Below are 17,548 nucleotides of genomic sequence, written 5' to 3' on the forward strand. Positions count from 1 at the left end.
GAACATCGGGAGAAGAGATAGCAATGTCGCAAAGTTCAGCAAACCAGCCGACTTCGGCGGATGCCGTCGCGCCGGGCGTCGATGCCTCGATGGCGGAGCGCCTGGATTATTTGGATGCTCAGCGTCGCCGTGTTGAGGCCGGTGGCGGTGAAGCTCGGCAGGCCAAGCAGCACGAACGTGGGAAGATGACGGCCCGCGAGCGTATCGACAACTTCGTCGACGAGGGCACTTTCCGTGAAACCGGCATGTTCATGACTCACCGCACCACCGACTTCGGCATGGATACCGCCGATGCGCCTGCCGACGGTGTGGTCACCGGCACTGCCGCGGTTCTCGGCCGGGCAGTGCACGTGGCCTCCCAGGACTTCACAGTCATGGGCGGCTCCGCTGGTGAAACGCAGTCCCGCAAGGTTGCAGCCACTATGCGTGCCGCTGCCGACAACGGCACTCCGTTCGTGTTTATCAACGACTCCGGTGGTGCTCGCATTCAAGAGGGGATCGACTCTCTGTCGGGCTATGGCCAGGTCTTTTACAACAATGTCTGGCTGTCCGGTCTGGTGCCGCAGATTTCCATCATTGCAGGTCCATGTGCTGGTGGCGCTGCCTACTCGCCAGCGCTGACCGACTTCATCATTCAGACTCGCAAGGCACAGATGTTCATCACCGGTCCGGGCGTTATTAAGTCTGTGACCGGCGAGGAAGTCACCTCCGAGCAGCTCGGTGGCGCTGATGCGCACATGGCTAAGGCCGGTAATATCGACTTCGTTGCCGACGATGACGAGCAGGCCATCCTGATTGCGCAGAAGCTCTTAAGCTTCCTGCCACAGAACAACACCGAAGAGCCGCCGGTTGTTGATCCGGTATTCGATGCCGAGCCGGATCCAGAGCTCCGCGACATCGTCCCCGTGGACGGCAAAAAGGGCTACGACGTCCGCGAGGTCATCATCCGTATCGCCGACAATGGCGACTTCCTCGAGTGCCAGGCGGGTTTTGCCACCAACCTGGTTGTCGGCTTTGGTCGAGTTCTGGGCCGTACCGTGGGCTTTGTCGCAAACCAGCCGAATGTGATGTCCGGTGTGCTGGACATCAATTCCTCGGACAAGGGCGCAAAGTTCATCCGCTTCTGCAACGCCTTTAATATCCCGCTGGTCACCCTGGTTGACGTTCCTGGCTTTATGCCGGGCGTCACCCAGGAACACGGCGGCATCATCCGCCACGGCGCAAAGATGCTCTACGCATACTCCGCAGCGTCTGTGCCCAAGGTGACCGTCGTCATGCGTAAGGCCTACGGCGGTGCGTACCTGGCGATGTGCTCGAAGGACCTCGGCGCGGACTACGTATTCGCATGGCCGACCGCAGAAATTGCGGTGATGGGCGCAGAAGGCGCGGTCAACGTGGTCTTCCGAAAGGAAATTGCGGCCGCGGGCGACGAGGAAGAGCAGGCACGCGTGCGCGACGAGCGTATCGCCGATTACAAGACACGCTTCTCGACGCCGTATGTCGCTGCCTCGCGAGGACTGGTCGACGACGTGATTGACCCGGCGGAAACTCGCCTGCGTGTGGCTGACGCACTGTCGGTTCTGCGTAACAAGCGTGAGGTTCGCCCGGCCAAGAAGCACGGATTGGGGCCACAGTAATGTCGGACAGCATCGGTGAGATTAAGGAGCTGCGAGCGCTCGTCGCTGAACTGACCGACCGGTTGGATGCGACCTCGACAAGCTTGCAGAAGGCCACGGCACGCCTGAATCAGGCAGAAAGCGAGTTGGCTGAACTGCGCAAACGCGTGGACGCAGATATCCCCGAGGACACTGTCATCGCCATTTCGGCAGCGGTGTCTGCGTACCTAGGCAATCGCGGCAAGGTGAAGGCAATTCGTTACAACCGCCACAAGACGTGGGCTGCGCAGGGCCGCCAGATCCAGCAGCAGCGCAACCTGCGTTAGTTGGAAATTTTCGATAACCGACTTATTTGAGCCTGATTCATTGACTTTTGCTACGTGAGGATTGTTGAGCCATGAAATTGAAAGTGACTGTCGGCGGCATTGCCTACGATGTCGACGTTGAAGTAGTTGAGGAGCCCAAGCGTCTTTCGCCCATCGTTTTGGGTGGGTCGTCTAGCGCTTCCGTTGAGCCAGCCACCGCTAGTGTCTCGGGTGTCTCCGCCAATTCGGTGGTGGCGCCACTGGCAGGTTCGGTCAGCAAGATTTTGGTCGAGGAAGGCCAGACGATTGAGGCCGGGGAGGTGCTGCTCATTCTCGAGGCAATGAAGATGGAAACCGAGATTACGGCCCCAGCTGCAGGCACCGTCGGCTCTATTCACGTCGAAGTCGGTGACGCAGTGCAGGGCGGCCAGGGACTCGTCTCGATTGATTAGTCGCATTAGCCGGGGTGTAAAGATTTTGGGGTGAAATCTTTCTAGCCCCGGTTGCTGGAAATACTTAAGGTTGCCTTAATATTTTCCTTATGAATGCCGTTCTTCTCGCCGTTTTGGTGATGCTAATCCTGGCGGTCTGCCGGGTACACGTTGTGCTAGCGCTGTTTATTGGCGCCTTGGTCGGTGGTCTTTCCGCCGGTATGGGGCTCGATGCCACAATGGTTGCCTTCCAGGAAGGCCTCTCTGGTGGTGCGAAGATTGCCCTGAGTTACGCCATGCTGGGTGCCTTTGCCATGGCAGTGGCATCCTCTGGGCTGCCCAAATTGCTGGCCGATTGGCTGATTGCCAAGATTGGCGCCGAGGATGAAGGCGCTAAATCTAAGGCAGAAGCATGGACCAAGTGGGGTATGGTGGCCGGTATTTTGGCCATGGCGATTATGTCGCAGAACCTCATCCCAGTTCACATCGCGTTTATCCCGCTGATCATTCCGCCGCTATTGCCGGTATTTAACCGTCTCAACATCGACCGCCGAATGATAACCAGTGTGATGACCTTCGGTTTGATCACCACGTACATGTGGGTTCCGGTCGGATTCGGTTCTATCTTCTTGAACGACATTCTGCTGGGCAACATCGAAAACGCCGGCCTTGATGTTTCCAATATCAACATCATGATGACGATGGGCATCCCGGCTCTCGGTATGCTGACTGGTCTGGCCATTGCGGTGTTCTTCTCCTACCGCAAGCCACGGCATTACGAAGACCTGCCGATTGCCGAGTCCTCGCATATGGAATCGCAGTCTGATGAACCTGTGTCGAAGTACCGAGTCATCGTTGCTCTCGTCGCCATTGTGGTGACCTTCGTCGTCCAGATTGTGATGAACTCCATGGACACCGATGCCGATCCACTGCTGATTGGTGCCCTCACTGGTTTGGCAATCTTCATGCTTACCGGTGCGGTGCGCTGGCGTGAGGCGGACGACGTATTCACTGCCGGTATGAAGATGATGGCCCTGATTGGTTTCATCATGATTTCCGCACAGGGCTTCGCCTCGGTGATGTCGGAGTCCGGCCAGGTCGAGCCGCTGGTGACCGCCACTGCAGACCTGTTTGCGGGCAACAAGCCTGCCGCTGCATTCGCCATGCTGGTCGTCGGTCTGGTGGTCACGATGGGTATTGGTTCATCCTTCTCGACGCTGCCGATTATCTCCATCATCTACGTGCCGTTGTGTTTGTCGCTGGGCTTCTCGCCGATGGCTACCGTCGCCATCATTGGTACTGCAGGTGCTCTGGGTGACGCTGGTTCGCCGGCATCGGACTCGACGCTCGGCCCGACGATGGGTCTCAATGCCGATGGGCAGCACGACCACATTCGCGATTCGGTTATCCCGACCTTCCTGCACTTCAACCTGCCGCTGTTGGCAGCTGGTTGGGTAGCAGCTCTGGTGCTTTAATGCCAGGGTTTGGCTATGACCGCGAATGCTTCAGTGGGGCTTACTGACCTGCGGTTCCCTTAATCCCGGCAACCCCCGCAATTCCGGCGATAAAGAGCTCGGTTCCCAGTGCAATGCGCTGGCGACCGAGCTCTTTTGCCTGTTCAGCGGCATCTTCAGAGGAAGCCTCGGCCGCAGCGCCCGTACTAGCGTTGTTCTCGCCATTAGTGTCACCCTTGTCAGATACAGACTTGGCGCCGTTCAGATTAAGCGCGATGGCTGTCTGCTGGTCGACTGTCGCGCCGAGAATGAAATACACGAGGACGGACGCGGTATCAGTCGCTGATGGGGTGCTGATGGAGGTTTCGGGTGCGTTCTCCAGGACGTCGGCAAGCAATTGCTCGGGGCGAATCGTGGCGGTGCCCGTAGCCAGCGCGGCCGAGACGACCTCGGCGCCATCCCGATGAGCGGTGAGGCAGGAGTAGAGCAGCTCGGCGATGACTTCGGTGTCGGCGCGCCAATCGCCTGTGGCGGAAAACTCTGTGCAGGGAGTCAAGATGCGGTCAGCGACGGCGCCGAGCAGTGCCTGCTTGGAAGGGTAGTGCCAGTACATTGCGCCAGCGGCGGTACCCAAGTGGCGAGTCAGACGGCGGATTGTGAGATCGCCGAGTCCGTACTCGTTGAGAATGGTAAGAGCTGCGTCGACAATGATGTCCTTGGTCAATTGCACACTGCCTACCGTAGACGAAAGAAGAATCATCTGGAAGATGTCTCAAGACTGAAATGCGGAGCGTAAAACCGCGACACGACGGGAATTGAACCCTGTTCGACATTCTGTAGATGCGGTATTAAGTTTGATAACTGAACAACTTCTCAAACAGTGTTCAAGTTTTATCCCCAGCCTCAAGGAGTGTCGCCCCCATGACTCAACAGCAGCAGGACATTTTGGAACTCGCCCGCGAAAAGGTGCTCGCCCGCGGAGAGGGGCTGAACTACGAGGAGACCCTGGCGGTTCTCAACCTCGACGACGACAGCATCGAGAATCTGCTGGCGCTGGCTCATGAGGTGCGCTTGAAGTGGTGCGGCGAAGAGGTCGAGGTTGAAGGCATTATCTCGTTGAAGACTGGCGGCTGCCCAGAGGATTGCCACTTCTGTTCGCAGTCGGGTCTGTTCGAGTCTCCGGTACGTTCGGCATGGCTGGATATCCCGGCTCTGGTGGACGCCGCCAAGCAGACTGCAAAGTCTGGTGCGACTGAGTTCTGCATCGTTGCTGCAGTAAAGGGGCCGGATGAGCGACTGCTCAGCCAGATGGAACAGGCCGTCGCCGCCATTCAGGCAGAGGTTGACATTAATGTGGCCGCATCGATGGGCATTCTGACGCAGGAACAGGTGGATCGCCTGGCCAAGGCTGGTATTCACCGCTACAACCACAACCTTGAGACCGCCAAGAGCTACTTCCCGCAGGTCGTGACCACCCACACTTGGGAAGAGCGCCATGACACCCTGCGTATGGTCGGCGAAGCTGGCATGGAAGTCTGCTGTGGCGGCATCCTGGGTATGGGCGAGACCCTTGAGCAGCGCGCTGAGTTTGCTCAGGACCTGGCGGCGCTCAACCCGACCGAGGTGCCGATGAACTTCCTCGACCCGCGCCCGGGCACTCCGTTCGCCGGTCGCGAGCCGATGCCAGCCAAGGATGCACTGCGTGCCATCGGTGCCTTCCGTTTGGCATTGCCGAAGACTATCTTGCGTTTTGCTGGTGGTCGTGAGCTCACCCTGGGAGACCTGGGTGCAGAAAAGGGGCTGCTCGGCGGTATCAACGCTGTCATTGTCGGTAATTACCTGACCACGCTGGGCCGTCCGGCGGAGCAGGACCTGGACATGCTTGGCAAGGTACGACTTCCAATTAAGGCCCTCAATGCAACTGTCTAAGCCTCGGACATCTAGCCCGCGCGCGACGTGGAGTAGGAAAGTCGACTCCACAGAGCTGCTCCAGGCCATGGTGCTGGGAGACGAGCCCAAATTCGATCCTTTTACCGGCGCCGACCTCCAAGCTGGTGAAGTGCGCGAACGCTCTTATGGTGCAAAAGCTGGATTGGAGGCACCTCGGTTCTGCCAGCTCTGTGGACGTCGGATGGTGGTGCAGGTGCGTCCGGACGGCTGGACTGCAAAGTGCTCGCGCCACGGCGAAGTAGACTCCGTTATGTTGGAGCAGCGATAAAAGGTGCTGGTTGTGCAAATGCGCCTTTCAGGCGCGCTAGTACTGGATGCGCGCCGTGAGGTAAGTTTGTCAACTATGACTATGAAAAATACCCGAGTCCCACACGTTGAAAAGCAGAGCGTGGCAATGACCTCGGGTATTGTTCTCTTCTCCGTTGTAACGGGATCGGTAACGGGAGTGGCCTGGGCATTCCTGCGGCCCAAGCAGCAAGTGCAAATGCTCCCCAATAACCAACTAGCGATTATTCAGGAAACCGTTGACGCTGGTTTTATTGGGCTGCTCTGGTTTGTTGCTGTCACTGCCATCAGCGGCCTGGTGCTGGGAATTACTACCTTCCGAAACCGTGCCATCACGACCCCTGTACAGATGCTCACGGCAATTGGATGGGCAGGTTTCTCCGCGTTGATGAGTGCAGCAGTGACGTACCTCGTCGGTCAGTCGATTGCGGCATTGCTCCAGCCGAATCTGGCGGGAATGCAGCCGGGCGATAAGTTCTCGGTGATTCCGGACTTCAAAACCTATGTAGCACTGCTGGTCGCGCCACTGGTTGCTATGCTCGCACTGTGGTCCCGGGTGTTGTTCCAAACGGACTTCACGGGAGGCAACGAGAGCGCTGCGGACAATGCTACGGACGCAGATTCGGTCACTAAGTGAGACAGTGAGGTTCTGCGCGGGGGCCGTCGTAAAGCACTACTTCCTACTGAACAGGGGTAGTTATTGGGAAATAGGCTTATACAAGCCTTACAATTTTGGGAAATAGGTTCGTCCTCGATGCCGGTATTCGCCCCGATTTAGGGGCATTTTCGATATTGTGTGGCGAGCTTAGGTCTCTTGCACTTGCCCGTTTGAGTCCGCTGCGAATGCGTCCGGGGATCGTTGCCGGTAACGGTGACGGCGTTTTCTCCGGTCGTAGCCACAGCCCATTGAAGTAAGGACGTAGTTTTCCGTGAATACCAGCCTTGCGGCCAATGCTTCCAGCCTGCCGCGCCTTGAATCGGATCTGTACGAATCGGTAGTCGATAAAGATGGCCGCTACGGTGGCGTAATTGCAGATGAGCGCTGGGCTCAGGAGATTAAGCGCCTCGCCCGCGAACGCAATGCCGTAATTCTTGCGCACAACTACCAGCTGCCGGAGATTCAGGATATTGCCGATTACACCGGCGATTCCCTCGGGCTTTCCCGCATCGCTGCGGAAACCGATGCCGATGTCATCGTTTTCTGTGGTGTCCACTTCATGGCGGAAACCGCCAAAATTCTGAGCCCTGAGAAGACTGTCCTTATTCCGGACGAGCGCGCCGGCTGCTCCCTGGCGGACTCCATCACTGCAGACGAACTGGCCGAGTGGAAGGCTGAGAATCCCGGCGCACTGGTGGTCAGCTACGTCAACACCACGGCAGACGTAAAGGCTCTGACCGACATCTGCTGTACTTCCTCCAACGCCGTCGACGTGGTCAAGTCCATCCCGGAAGACCAGGAGATCCTGTTCAACCCGGATCAGTTCCTCGGCGCACACGTCCGCCGTGAGACCGGCCGCGACAATATCAAGGTATGGGCTGGTGAGTGCCACGTCCACGCCAACATCAACGGTGAGGAACTCGCGCACCGCGCGGAAGAGAACGCCGATTCGCAGCTGTTCATCCACCCGGAGTGCGGTTGCGCGAACTCTGCGATTTACCTCGCGGGTGAAGGCACCATTGAGCCGGAGCGCGTGCAGATGCTCTCCACCGGCGAGATGCTGACCGAGGCGCAGAAGCTGAAGGAGAACAAGCCCAACGGCAAGGTGCTCGTGGCCACTGAGGTGGGCATGCTGCACCAGCTGCGCAAGGCCGCACCGGATGTCGGCTTTGAGCCGGTCAACGACCGCGCTTCCTGCTCGTACATGAAGCTCATCACTCCGGCGGCTCTGCTGCGCTGCCTCGTTGAGGGCACCGATGAGGTCGACGTCGCTCCTGAGGTCGCCGACAAGGCGCGCGCCTCGGTCGAGCGCATGATCGCCATCGGTAATCCAGGCGGGGGCGAGTAACACGTTTGGTCTGCGCTCATCATTCGACAGTTGGACACTGACGTGTGACTTCCTCGTCATCGGCGGGGGAGTCGCAGGGCTCAGTGCTGCGCGTAGGGCCCTTGAGCTCGGCCTCGACGTGCTGGTTATCGACAGCGTCGAGTGGCGCGTCGGTGCCCGCAAACAGCTGCGTTTCGCCGATGCCGCCACGAATCTCGCACAGGGCGGGCTCGCGGTCGTCGGGCTTGACGACGACCCCAGCGGCCATGTGGCCAATGGGTTCGAGGACACCACTGATTCCCATATCGCGGACACCCTCGATGCCGGTGCCGGCCACTGCGATGAAGCGGCCGTGGCTTCTATCATCCGTGCCGGCGCTGCGGCGACCGAGTGGCTGATTGGGCTAGGCGCCACATTTGACCCGGCGCCGGATAACCCGGCCGTATATTCCCGCACCAAAGAGGGCGGACACCACGCGCGGCGCATCATTCATGCCGGTGGTGACGCCACTGGTGCTGAAATTGAGCGCGCCCTAGAAGCCTCAGTTACCGGCGTGCGAGTACTGCAGAACGCTACAGCGCGCCAGCTCATCGTTGGCAAAGACGGCCGCGTGCTGGGGGCGCTGGTAGCGGATCCCCGTGGTGGCGGCGCTATTCGCGCAGGTGCAACTCTGCTGGCTACCGGTGGCGTGGGGCATATTTACCGCGCGACTACGGCGCCTTCGGGCGCCCGCGGTGAGGCTATCGGCATGGCCTCCGATGCTGGCGCGGAGATTCGGGACATGGAGTTTATCCAGTTCCACCCGACAGTGCTCTATGACGAGCGCTCGGCATCAGACGGCACCGGCCGACGCCATCTCATCAGCGAGGCTGTCCGTGGTGAAGGAGCCATCCTCGTCGATTCCCGGGGAAACAGTGTGACCGCCGGCGTTGACCCACGCGGAGACCTGGCTCCGCGCGATATCGTCTCGCGTGCCATCGCGACTCGCATGCGTCAGCTCGGCGAGGACCATGTCTTCCTCGACGCACGTCACATCGACAACTTCGCCGTCCGCTTTCCGACGATCACAGCGGGCCTGACCGCAGCGGAGATTGATCCGACCAAGGACCTCATTCCCGTGGCCCCGGCGGTCCACTACACCTGTGGTGGCATTGCCGTCGACCCATTCGGTGCAACTAGAGCGCCGGGTCTCTTTGCGGCCGGTGAATGCTCCGCGACGGGGCTGCACGGTGCCAACAGGTTGGCTTCCAATTCGTTGCTGGAGGGACTGGTCGTCGGCAAGCGAGTGGCCGAAAAAGTCGCTGAAACACACGCTGTGCCGGTCGGGGACGAGGAATTCGCAGCGGCGGTTGAAGGCCTGCCGCAGCCACGGCCGGAACTGGAACCGCGCCAGCTTTTCCGGTTGCAGACTGCGATGCAGGAAGGCGCTGGTGTAACGCGCAATGAGCAGAGTTTGCGGCAGGCATTGGCGGTTATCGATCGGCTCCCGCAATCGGTTCAGGTCGTGGCCGCAAGGAAAGTCGTCGAAGCGGCATTGGCACGACCATATACTTTGGGGTGCCACACTTGGTTTGAAAAGGACGGGGATTAGCTAGCCATGACTCTTGAGAAGGACACTCTGCGCGGGGTGCTGAACGAAAACATCACCCGCGGACTCATTCGGACGGCACTGCAGGAAGATATGAGCTTCGGGCCGGATGTGACTTCGCTGTCGACAGTCTCGGCAGCTGCGCAGGCACGCGCCCGCCTGGTGGCCCGGCAAGAGGGCGTTATCGCGGCTATCGATGCGGTGGAGTGGACGCTGCAGGAGGTCATCTCGGGTGAGTTCACCGTCGAAAAGCACGTTGAAGATGGCACCCTGGTGCGTCCTGGCACAGTGCTGGCAACGATTTCTGCGCCGACTCGGGGGTTGCTGACTGCTGAGCGGACAATGCTGAATATCCTCACGCACGCCAGTGGTGTAGCTACTGCGACGCGCCAGTGGGCTGACGCAATCGTTGGCACCGGTGCGCGGGTGCGCGATTCCCGAAAGACACTGCCGGGTCTGCGCAACCTGGAAAAGTATGCGGTGACCTGCGGTGGTGGAATTAAACACCGCTATGCATTGGGCGATGAGGCACTGATTAAGGACAACCACGTGGTGGCCGTCGGTTCCGTGTCCGGTGCGTTGAAGAGGGTGCGGGCTCAGTATCCGGAGCTGCCGTGCGAGGTGGAAGTCGATACCCTCGCACAGCTCGATGAAATCCTGCCGATGAAACCGGACATCGTCATGCTGGACAACTTCGAAGTTTGGGAGACCCAGATTGCGGTACAGCGCCGCTCGCAGATTTCTCCGGCAACCCAGCTGGAGTCCTCTGGCGGACTGACCATCGATGTGGCTCGTGAGTACGCGTCCTGTGGTGTCGATTACCTGGCTGTGGGCGCGCTAACCCACTCGGCCAAGGTGTTCGATGTCGGACTCGACTTCGACGAGCAGTAGCTGAATCAGCCCCGGTTTCGCCTCGTAGCTTCGCCTACAGGCGACGGGCGATCTCTGCCCCAATCTCGCTTAGTGCTGACCCCCAGCGCTCCCGCGATTGCTCATCACAGGTTTTCTGTGCGCGGTAAAGCGCCTTCTCCGCAGCACCGGCATCGCCCAAATGCAGGTGGCACTGTGCAATTTGTGCAAGCAGAGGCACGGCCTGGATATTGAGCTTGTCGGACTGGAAAAGTCCCGCCGCCAACTCCAGGTGATCAATGGCGCGCCCCTGATGTCCTCGACGAATCTCTGCCTGGCCGTTCAAGGTGTGCCACATCGCCCAGCGCAAGTGGCGCGGTGGGGTGTCCGCGGTCGGCTCGAAGCCGTCTTTCTCCAGGTTATCCAGCAGATCCAACCAATCCGCGGCCTTGTCCATCAGCTTTGGTGCAGAGCCACGGATGGGGCGCCCCAGACTGTCGGTTTGCGGGGCATCAGCCTTGTCGCCGAGCTCCTCGAACCCCTGCATCAGAGTTAGGGCTGCTTCCCAGAGGTTGTTTTCCTCAGCCAATGCCGTGGCGGCGTCGAAAAGCTGCTGCGGGCTAGAAGTCGCGGAATCACCAGAAGTAGTCATGACCTAACACTCTACTTTGTGCCACCGCCAGCACCGAAGTGGGCGGGGCGCTAGTATTCGTCGTCAAGCGACTGAATAATGATGACGTCAAGGGCATCGAGAACAGGATGGCCTTCCCACACGTCGCGGGGCAGAAGCTCTTCGACGCGCCGAGCATAGGCGGCGGCACCGTCGGAATCACCCGCGTCGAGACGGTAGCGAACCCCCGCCAGCAGCGCGCGGGCGGCTTCCTCGCCATCGCCGGACTGCAGGTAGCCCTTCGCGGCGGCTTCCACATGGTTGATGGCCAAAGTGTCGCGGCCAGCGGAGTAGAAGACGTAGGCGGCATCGTCGTGCCAGTCGGCGAGTGACCAGTCGTCGGAGATGAGCTTCTGAGAACGCAGCAGAAGGTCCTCAGCCTCGCTGAGCGTGTGGTCAATGGCGGCGGAAGCGTCCTCAGAGACGATCTCGGCGGTGAATTCGGAGCCCTCTTCGGAAATGACCAGGTCAATGACATGAATGATAGAACGCGCAGCCTGACGGTAGGCCTTGGCAGCGCCCTTGGTATCGCCGTTGCGTTCAAGGTGCTCGCCGTGCTCGATGAGCAGCTTTGCCGCCCGGCGGGGATTATTGCCGAGCCCCGCGGCTGTGGAGGCAATAGAAAACGCCGCGTCGGTGCGTTCTTCATCGGCGGTAAATGCTGACCAGTGCGCAACTGGTTCGGCAAAGCGCAGCGCCTCGTCAACCTCGTCGGCATCGAGGAGACTGCGGGCCAAAACGAGCTGGATATCCATGGTGATGGGGTTGACCGGCATGCCCTCGGCGCTGGCGAGCGCGCGGCGGGCAAATTCGGCGGATTCCGCGAAATCGCCGTGGGCGTTGAGAAGCGCACAGAGCAGACGCACGCTGCGAAGCACCGCGACCGTGAGTCCTGCATCGAGACCAGCCTGCACGATTGGGCGTAGCTGGCGGATTGCCTCCGCTTCCTCACCAGCTTCCAGAGAGAGAAAAGCCAGAAATTGGCGCGCTTCAATCGTCGTGGTGACGGGTTCCGACTGAGGAGCCGCTGCGACGCTGGCAGCGATGCGGGCGGCCCTGCGCAGTTCACCACGGCTGTGCGCGAGCTGCGCCTCCAACAGCTTCCGATCGTCGAAACTGCTTCGCTTTGGTGCCCAGCGTGCGGACCATTCAGAGAGCTGACCGGCGATTTCCGCCCGGCGCGCCAGCGATGCTGCGGCGCCGGCAACAGCCGCGCTGACCAGGTAGTAATAGGCCTCGCCGGGCTGTGGAGTGGTGGCGACGATGTCCTTAGTAAGACTGATCAGCTCAGGGATTTCGGAGTCCTCGGGGCGACGGCCGGTGATGGCATCACCGGGGTTGGCGTCGATGAAGGCCTCAGCCTCGGCGAATGCTCCGTAGGAGCGTGCGTGCAAGATCGCGGGGCGAATGTTGGCCTCAGTTGCCCAACGCAGCCACTCGGCGCGTGCAGCAGTGGCTTCTTCTACTAATTCGAGTTGGTCGGCAACTGCATGCCTGAGTGCGTGGAATTCGCCAATGACATCGGGGGAGTTTGTAGGTGCGTCGGCCAACCAGTGCGTGTGGGCGAACTTGGTGACCGCGCGCCAACTGGTGACGTGGTCGAGCGTGGCGCCGGCCTTGCGGGAAATAACCAGCAGCTCCGGGAGGGAGTCCGGCAATGCCTTTAGCGGATTGGGCAGGGGAGGAAAGTCCAAGGGGTCGGACGAGTTCTCCGTCGCTGATGCGTTTTCCGAATTCACTGACACGTGGTCGGCAGCGATGCCGGCTTCCCAATCGCCAACTTGAATTTCAGACTCAGAGTTTTCTTCTTCCCACCAGACCATTGGACTATCTTCGCCCGTGGCATCGGGAAGATGCAAAACTGCTTTGCTTTTCAGACCTGTACAGCCGGATGCGCTGTTAATCCGGGGTTGAAAAGCTACGCATTAGTCCACGAACTTCATCGCGCACCGGGTGATCCGGGCCGACTAGGTCGCCGATGCGAGTCGCGAACCGGCGGGCGCGTTCCTCATTGTTGTCACTAGCAGCAGCACGCACTGCGATAGTCAGCGTGCGGGCGGCATCGGCAGGGGCGTGGGCTTCTAAGAAAAGCTCGGCAGCTTCGTCGGCGTACTTGTACACGCCGTCGTTGTCCCATACCGACCAGCACAGCAGCGCCTGCGACTCGTGCCACTTGGCCGATTCCCAGGACCCAACCACGTAGCCACGCGAGCGTTCCATCAGGTGGTCGGTCAGCTCGCTTGTGGCGCCCACGTTACTGAGCGATAGTGCGGCATCCATCAGAGTTTCCGCAGGTGAAATCGGTGACGAGTATACGGCACGAATATCGGCCAGCGCGTCGAAGAGCACTGCCGCATGTTCAGTATTTCCCTCTTGGACTGCCGATTCCGCCGCAATAGCACAGGAAAAATCAGTACGCGCGGAATCCTGGGTAGGCTCAGACCACTTTGCAACCGACTCCGCTTCCTGGCCGGCGTGGCGGAAATCTCCGAGCTCGTACAGTGCCGTTGCCTTCAGCAGCGCGATTTCCATGGTGATTTCACAGTCGGGGTAGTCTGCCGACACGTCCTGGGCGCGCTGAGTCAGCTTCAGCATCTCCTCGGCATCGGGCTTGTTGTGTGCCACCTCGAAGTTGATGTCTGCCATCTCACGAACCGCGAGAATATAGTCAGTGTCCAGTCTGTGCTGGTCCGCGACTGCCACGTTGTTCGACAGCATTCGGAACGCGGTATCGCTATTACCGGTCTCTATCGAGTACCGTGCCAAATTCTGCCTCAGCTCAAGGCCCGCGATTACGGAGCGGTTACCGATTGCATTGAGCTGTGAGGCGCAAAGTCGCGCTGCGTCGACGACCTTCCCGGCTCGGTGCAGCAGTGATGCCTCCGTCAGAGTCTTCGCCAGCGCAATCGACTCAAACTTATCCTCATTCGGCAGTGCCCGAATCATCTCGTGCAGCTCCCGTGCCAAGTCCTCGCGGTTGACCTTTCGCAAGGCGCTCGCAATCCGAATCAGCGCGTCAGTCAGTGCCGCCCGCTTCTTCCACTGGCGGGGGCTAAACGGCTCATCCGCTTCTTCGCTTGCCGACGATTCCTGCGGCCGCAGCCCATCCGCATCCGTGGTCACCGCGCTGTGGCTGCCGGTTGGGGCATCCAAATCGTCGGCAAGCACGAGTGCCCGGTACGAGGTGATTTCCCTGCTCATGCGTGCGATGAGGGGGATTTCGGTCTCTGCGGCAGCAGAGGTTTGACCATCGGCGATAAAGGTGGTGTAGCGGCGGGCTTCGTCTGCCGCCAGCCGTGCCCGGGCGCGCCAGTACTCCGGCACGTTGTCGTTATCGGATGCCCATACCATCCAGTTCAGGGCGGCATCGTGCGCAGCTGTCATCATGCCGAGCGATTCGGTGACCTCGCGGACAATGCGGTAAAACGCGCCGACGTGTTCGATAACGCCGTGGGCTTCCGGGGCAGAAAAGAGTTGTGGGTTGTAGAAATGATGCGCGAAAACTGATTCCAGTTGGCGCGTGGCCAGGGAATTGTCGGCTGCGGTCGCGTCTGCGTAGGCTGCGACGAGCTCCGGCAAATCCGGGCTGTTTCCTACCTGGTTCAACAGCTGACCTTTCTACGACTGGTTACTACTTTCCTTAACACTGTAATGGGTCACTGTGGCGGAGCTAACTTGCGCCACAGTATGAGGGGTTAAATGGGGCAATCGGTATGAACCTAACGTGAGAAATATATGCTTAGTTCATACTCAAGGGTGCCTTTAAGGGCGAATAGTAGCGAAAACCGTGGATAAAGTCTTTGGCTTTGACCCAGATTTTTAATACTTTGTTGTCATTTCTTTGTCACTCTGAAGTGCTCACGTATGAATCCATCGTGCGAATAGGCGGTTACTAATTAATTATGTTGTCCACTATTGATCTTCGCGGTCAGACTCCCACCACCGCCACTCTGCGTCGAGTGTTGCCGCGCGGTGCGGCAGACGTTGATTCCATGATTCCCACGGTCAAGCCCGTTGTCGATGACGTGGCAGCCCGTGGTGTGGAAGCGGCCATGGAGTACTCCGAGAAGTTCGACCGGATTCGTCCGGCATCCATGCGCGTTCCAGCGGAGGTTATCGATGCCGCGGAAGCCGCGCTGGAAGACGACGTCCGCTCTGCTCTGCAGGAGTCCATCGGGCGCGTGCGCGCGTTCCACGCTGCTCAGAAGCCGAATGACAAGACTGTTGAAATTCTTCCCGGCGGCATTGTCCGCGAGAAGTGGATTCCGGTTTCGCGCGTCGGTCTTTACGTCCCCGGGGGCAACGCCGTCTACCCGTCGTCTGTATTGATGAACGTCATCCCAGCTCAGGAAGCTGGTGTGAAGTCCCTCGTCGTCGCCTCTCCGCCACAGGCCGACAACGACGGCTGGCCGCACCCGACCATCCTGGCTGCCTGCAAGCTGCTTGGTGTGACCGAGGTGTGGGCCGTCGGTGGTGCACAGGCCGTCGCACTGCTCGCATACGGCGATGAAAATGAGAGCCTCGAGCCGGTCGACATGGTCACCGGTCCGGGCAACATCTTCGTTACCGCCGCTAAACGTCTGTGCCGCTCGGTCGTCGGTATCGACGCCGAAGCTGGCCCGACCGAAATCGCCATTCTTGCAGATAACGCCGCTGATCCTGTCTCCGTCGCCTACGACCTGATTTCCCAGGCAGAGCACGATATCATGGCCGCCAGCGTACTTATTACCGACGACGCCGATTTCGCCGCCGCTGTCGACCGCGAGGTCGAAAACCGCTACGAGGTCACCATGAACGCCGACCGCGTTCGTGAGGCGCTCACCGGCAAGCAGTCTGGCATCGTGCTTGTCGACGACATGAATATCGGCATCCAGGTTGCAGACGCCTACGCCGCTGAGCACCTGGAGATCCACACCGAAAACGCGCAGGCCGTTGCCGAACGCATTACCAACGCTGGCGCAATCTTCATCGGTCGCTTCTCGCCGGTGCCGCTGGGCGATTACTCGGCCGGCTCCAACCACGTGTTGCCGACCTCCGGTACCGCCCGCCACGCCTCTGGTCTGTCAACGCACACCTTCCTCAAGTCGGTCCACATGATTGACTACAACGAGGCCGCGTTGAAGGAAGTTGCCGACAGCGTAGTAGTCCTGGCGAACGAAGAACGACTGCCAGCGCACGGCGAGGCCATCCGCGCCCGCTTTGAGACGCTTCTCGGCTCTGAGAGCAATGGCGCAGAAAAGGGGAACGACAACTAATGAGCAACCAGCCTGAGAACCAGTCACAGCCGTCGGTAGCCAAGTTGGCGCTGGCAGATCTGCCACTGCGCGACGAACTGCGCGGCGAGGAAGCCTACGGTGCTCCGCAGCTCGACGTCGATGTTCGCCTGAACACCAACGAAAACCCGTACCCGCCATCCGATGACCTCATCGCCGACCTAGTGGCGCAAGTGGAGAAGGTCGCCTCTGACCTCAACCGCTACCCGGACCGTGACGCAGTAGCACTGCGCAGCGCACTCGCCGACTATGTCACCCGCCAGACCGGCGTGGACATCACCGTTGACCAGGTATGGGCTGCCAACGGCTCCAACGAGATTCTCCAGCAGCTGCTGCAGGCATTCGGCGGGCCAGGGCGCAGCGCAATGGGGTTTGTGCCCAGTTACTCGATGCACCCAATCCTCTCGTCCGGCACGCAGACGGAGTTTATCGGCATCGACCGCGACCCGGAGACCTTCGACATCGACATGGATAGTGCGCTCGCGGCAATTGCCGAGCACCGTCCTGACGTCATCTTCATCACGACGCCGAACAACCCGACTGGCAACCTGACTACGCTCGCTGACTTGCGCCGCATTATTGAAGCCGCGCCGGGCATCGTCATTGTCGATGAGGCCTACGCCGAGTTCACTGAGGAGCCGTCGGCGACAACGCTGCTGGCTGAGTTCCCGTCGAAGCTGGTTGTCTCCCGCACGATGAGCAAGGCTTTCGACTTCGCAGGAGGCCGCCTCGGCTACTTCGTTGCTAACCCGGCATTTATTGATGCTGTGATGCTCGTACGTCTGCCATACCACCTGTCGACGTTGACGCAGGCCGCAGCCACAGTTGCACTTCGCCACTCGGATGCGACGCTGTCGACCGTCGCAAAGCTTGCCGACGAGCGTGACCGCGTCGTAGCCGCCCTGAACAGCTATGGCTACGACGTGATTGACTCGTACTCGAACTTCGTCTTCTTCGGGCGTTTCGCCGACGCCTCGTCGGCATGGCAGAGCTTCTTGAACGAGGGCGTACTCATTCGCGACGTTGGCGTGCCCGGTCGTCTCCGTGCCACTATTGGTCTGCCCAGCGAAAATGATGCGCTGCTGGCGGCGGCCAAGAAATTGGCAGCGACCGCGCTGGCTTAAGCGAAATGCTGCCGGTAC

General features: G+C 59.9%; 16 protein-coding genes. 12 read left to right on the plus strand and 4 right to left on the minus strand.

Features of this window, described 5'->3' with window-relative positions; all coding sequences use genetic code 11:
* The first annotated feature begins 23 nt into the window (after positions 1 to 23).
* The 4 genes from I6J19_RS07010 to I6J19_RS07025 all read left to right on the plus strand — a co-directional run bounded on the left by I6J19_RS07010 (position 24) and on the right by I6J19_RS07025 (position 3,827).
* Positions 24 to 1,637: an acyl-CoA carboxylase subunit beta gene (locus tag I6J19_RS07010; protein WP_049182114.1), complete on the plus strand. Its 1,614-nt coding sequence runs from the start codon at positions 24 to 26 to the stop codon at positions 1,635 to 1,637.
* Positions 1,637 to 1,942 carry a hypothetical protein gene (locus I6J19_RS07015; RefSeq protein WP_049182113.1) on the plus strand — a complete coding sequence of 102 codons (306 nt, stop codon included), beginning with the start codon at positions 1,637 to 1,639 and terminating at the stop codon, positions 1,940 to 1,942. Before I6J19_RS07010 ends, I6J19_RS07015 begins: the two co-directional genes overlap by 1 nt.
* Positions 1,943 to 2,013: 71 nt before the next feature.
* Positions 2,014 to 2,373 carry a biotin/lipoyl-containing protein gene (locus I6J19_RS07020; protein ID WP_038625742.1) on the plus strand — a complete coding sequence of 120 codons (360 nt, stop codon included), beginning with the start codon at positions 2,014 to 2,016 and terminating at the stop codon, positions 2,371 to 2,373.
* An 89-nt stretch (positions 2,374 to 2,462) separates the two neighbouring features.
* Positions 2,463 to 3,827 carry a Na+/H+ antiporter family protein gene (locus tag I6J19_RS07025; RefSeq protein ID WP_038625739.1) on the plus strand — a complete coding sequence of 455 codons (1,365 nt, stop codon included), beginning with the start codon at positions 2,463 to 2,465 and terminating at the stop codon, positions 3,825 to 3,827.
* A gap of 40 nt (positions 3,828 to 3,867) precedes the next feature.
* On the opposite strand, the gene I6J19_RS07030 is transcribed toward I6J19_RS07025, so the two are convergent.
* Positions 3,868 to 4,536 (minus strand): TetR family transcriptional regulator, encoded by a 669-nt coding sequence (locus I6J19_RS07030; RefSeq protein ID WP_038629043.1) that lies wholly within the window; start codon positions 4,534 to 4,536, stop codon positions 3,868 to 3,870.
* Positions 4,537 to 4,727: 191 nt separating this feature from the next.
* On the opposite strand from I6J19_RS07030, the gene bioB reads away from it, so the two are divergent.
* From bioB to nadC, 6 genes are all read left to right on the plus strand, one after another.
* Positions 4,728 to 5,735 (plus strand): biotin synthase BioB, encoded by a 1,008-nt coding sequence (bioB, locus tag I6J19_RS07035; RefSeq protein ID WP_038625737.1) that lies wholly within the window; start codon positions 4,728 to 4,730, stop codon positions 5,733 to 5,735.
* Positions 5,722 to 6,024, plus strand: a complete 303-nt coding sequence (gene bsaP / locus I6J19_RS07040; RefSeq protein WP_038625735.1) for a biotin synthase auxiliary protein BsaP — start codon at positions 5,722 to 5,724, stop codon at positions 6,022 to 6,024. Before bioB ends, bsaP begins: the two co-directional genes overlap by 14 nt.
* A 75-nt stretch (positions 6,025 to 6,099) precedes the next feature.
* Complete coding sequence (locus tag I6J19_RS07045) at positions 6,100 to 6,678, plus strand: hypothetical protein (RefSeq protein WP_038625733.1); 579 nt, start codon at positions 6,100 to 6,102, stop codon at positions 6,676 to 6,678.
* A 292-nt stretch (positions 6,679 to 6,970) separates the two neighbouring features.
* Positions 6,971 to 8,047: a quinolinate synthase NadA gene (nadA, locus tag I6J19_RS07050; protein WP_187402468.1), complete on the plus strand. Its 1,077-nt coding sequence runs from the start codon at positions 6,971 to 6,973 to the stop codon at positions 8,045 to 8,047.
* Between the two features lie 58 nt (positions 8,048 to 8,105).
* Positions 8,106 to 9,617, plus strand: coding sequence for an L-aspartate oxidase (locus tag I6J19_RS07055; protein WP_239122805.1), 1,512 nt, complete (start codon positions 8,106 to 8,108; stop codon positions 9,615 to 9,617).
* Positions 9,618 to 9,623: 6 nt separating this feature from the next.
* Positions 9,624 to 10,505 (plus strand): carboxylating nicotinate-nucleotide diphosphorylase, encoded by an 882-nt coding sequence (gene nadC, locus I6J19_RS07060; RefSeq protein ID WP_038625728.1) that lies wholly within the window; start codon positions 9,624 to 9,626, stop codon positions 10,503 to 10,505.
* A 34-nt stretch (positions 10,506 to 10,539) separates the two neighbouring features.
* Here the strand turns inward: nadC and I6J19_RS07065 are convergent, their stop codons facing one another.
* From I6J19_RS07065 to I6J19_RS07075, 3 genes are read right to left on the minus strand one after another with little or no spacing between them, the layout of a single operon-like run.
* A complete protein-coding gene (locus I6J19_RS07065) occupies positions 10,540 to 11,115 on the minus strand; it encodes a hypothetical protein (protein WP_038625726.1) in 576 nt (191 codons plus the stop codon).
* A gap of 50 nt (positions 11,116 to 11,165) precedes the next feature.
* Complete coding sequence (locus tag I6J19_RS07070; RefSeq protein WP_224786580.1) at positions 11,166 to 12,992, minus strand: hypothetical protein; 1,827 nt, start codon at positions 12,990 to 12,992, stop codon at positions 11,166 to 11,168.
* Between the two features lie 40 nt (positions 12,993 to 13,032).
* On the minus strand, positions 13,033 to 14,739 hold the full coding sequence (locus tag I6J19_RS07075) for a hypothetical protein (protein WP_187402467.1): 1,707 nt from the start codon (positions 14,737 to 14,739) through the stop codon (positions 13,033 to 13,035).
* A 296-nt stretch (positions 14,740 to 15,035) separates the two neighbouring features.
* On the opposite strand from I6J19_RS07075, the gene hisD reads away from it, so the two are divergent.
* Both hisD and I6J19_RS07085 read left to right on the plus strand, forming a co-directional pair.
* Entirely contained in the window at positions 15,036 to 16,388 is a 1,353-nt protein-coding gene (gene hisD, locus I6J19_RS07080) for a histidinol dehydrogenase (protein ID WP_038625723.1), read from the plus strand.
* Positions 16,388 to 17,530 (plus strand): histidinol-phosphate transaminase, encoded by a 1,143-nt coding sequence (locus I6J19_RS07085; RefSeq protein ID WP_038625721.1) that lies wholly within the window; start codon positions 16,388 to 16,390, stop codon positions 17,528 to 17,530. The genes hisD and I6J19_RS07085 overlap by 1 nt, the downstream gene beginning before the upstream one ends.
* The last annotated feature ends 18 nt before the right edge of the window (positions 17,531 to 17,548 follow it).

The sequence above is a fragment of the Corynebacterium amycolatum genome, from assembly GCF_016889425.1.
Classification (GTDB): Bacteria; Actinomycetota; Actinomycetes; order Mycobacteriales; family Mycobacteriaceae; genus Corynebacterium; species Corynebacterium amycolatum.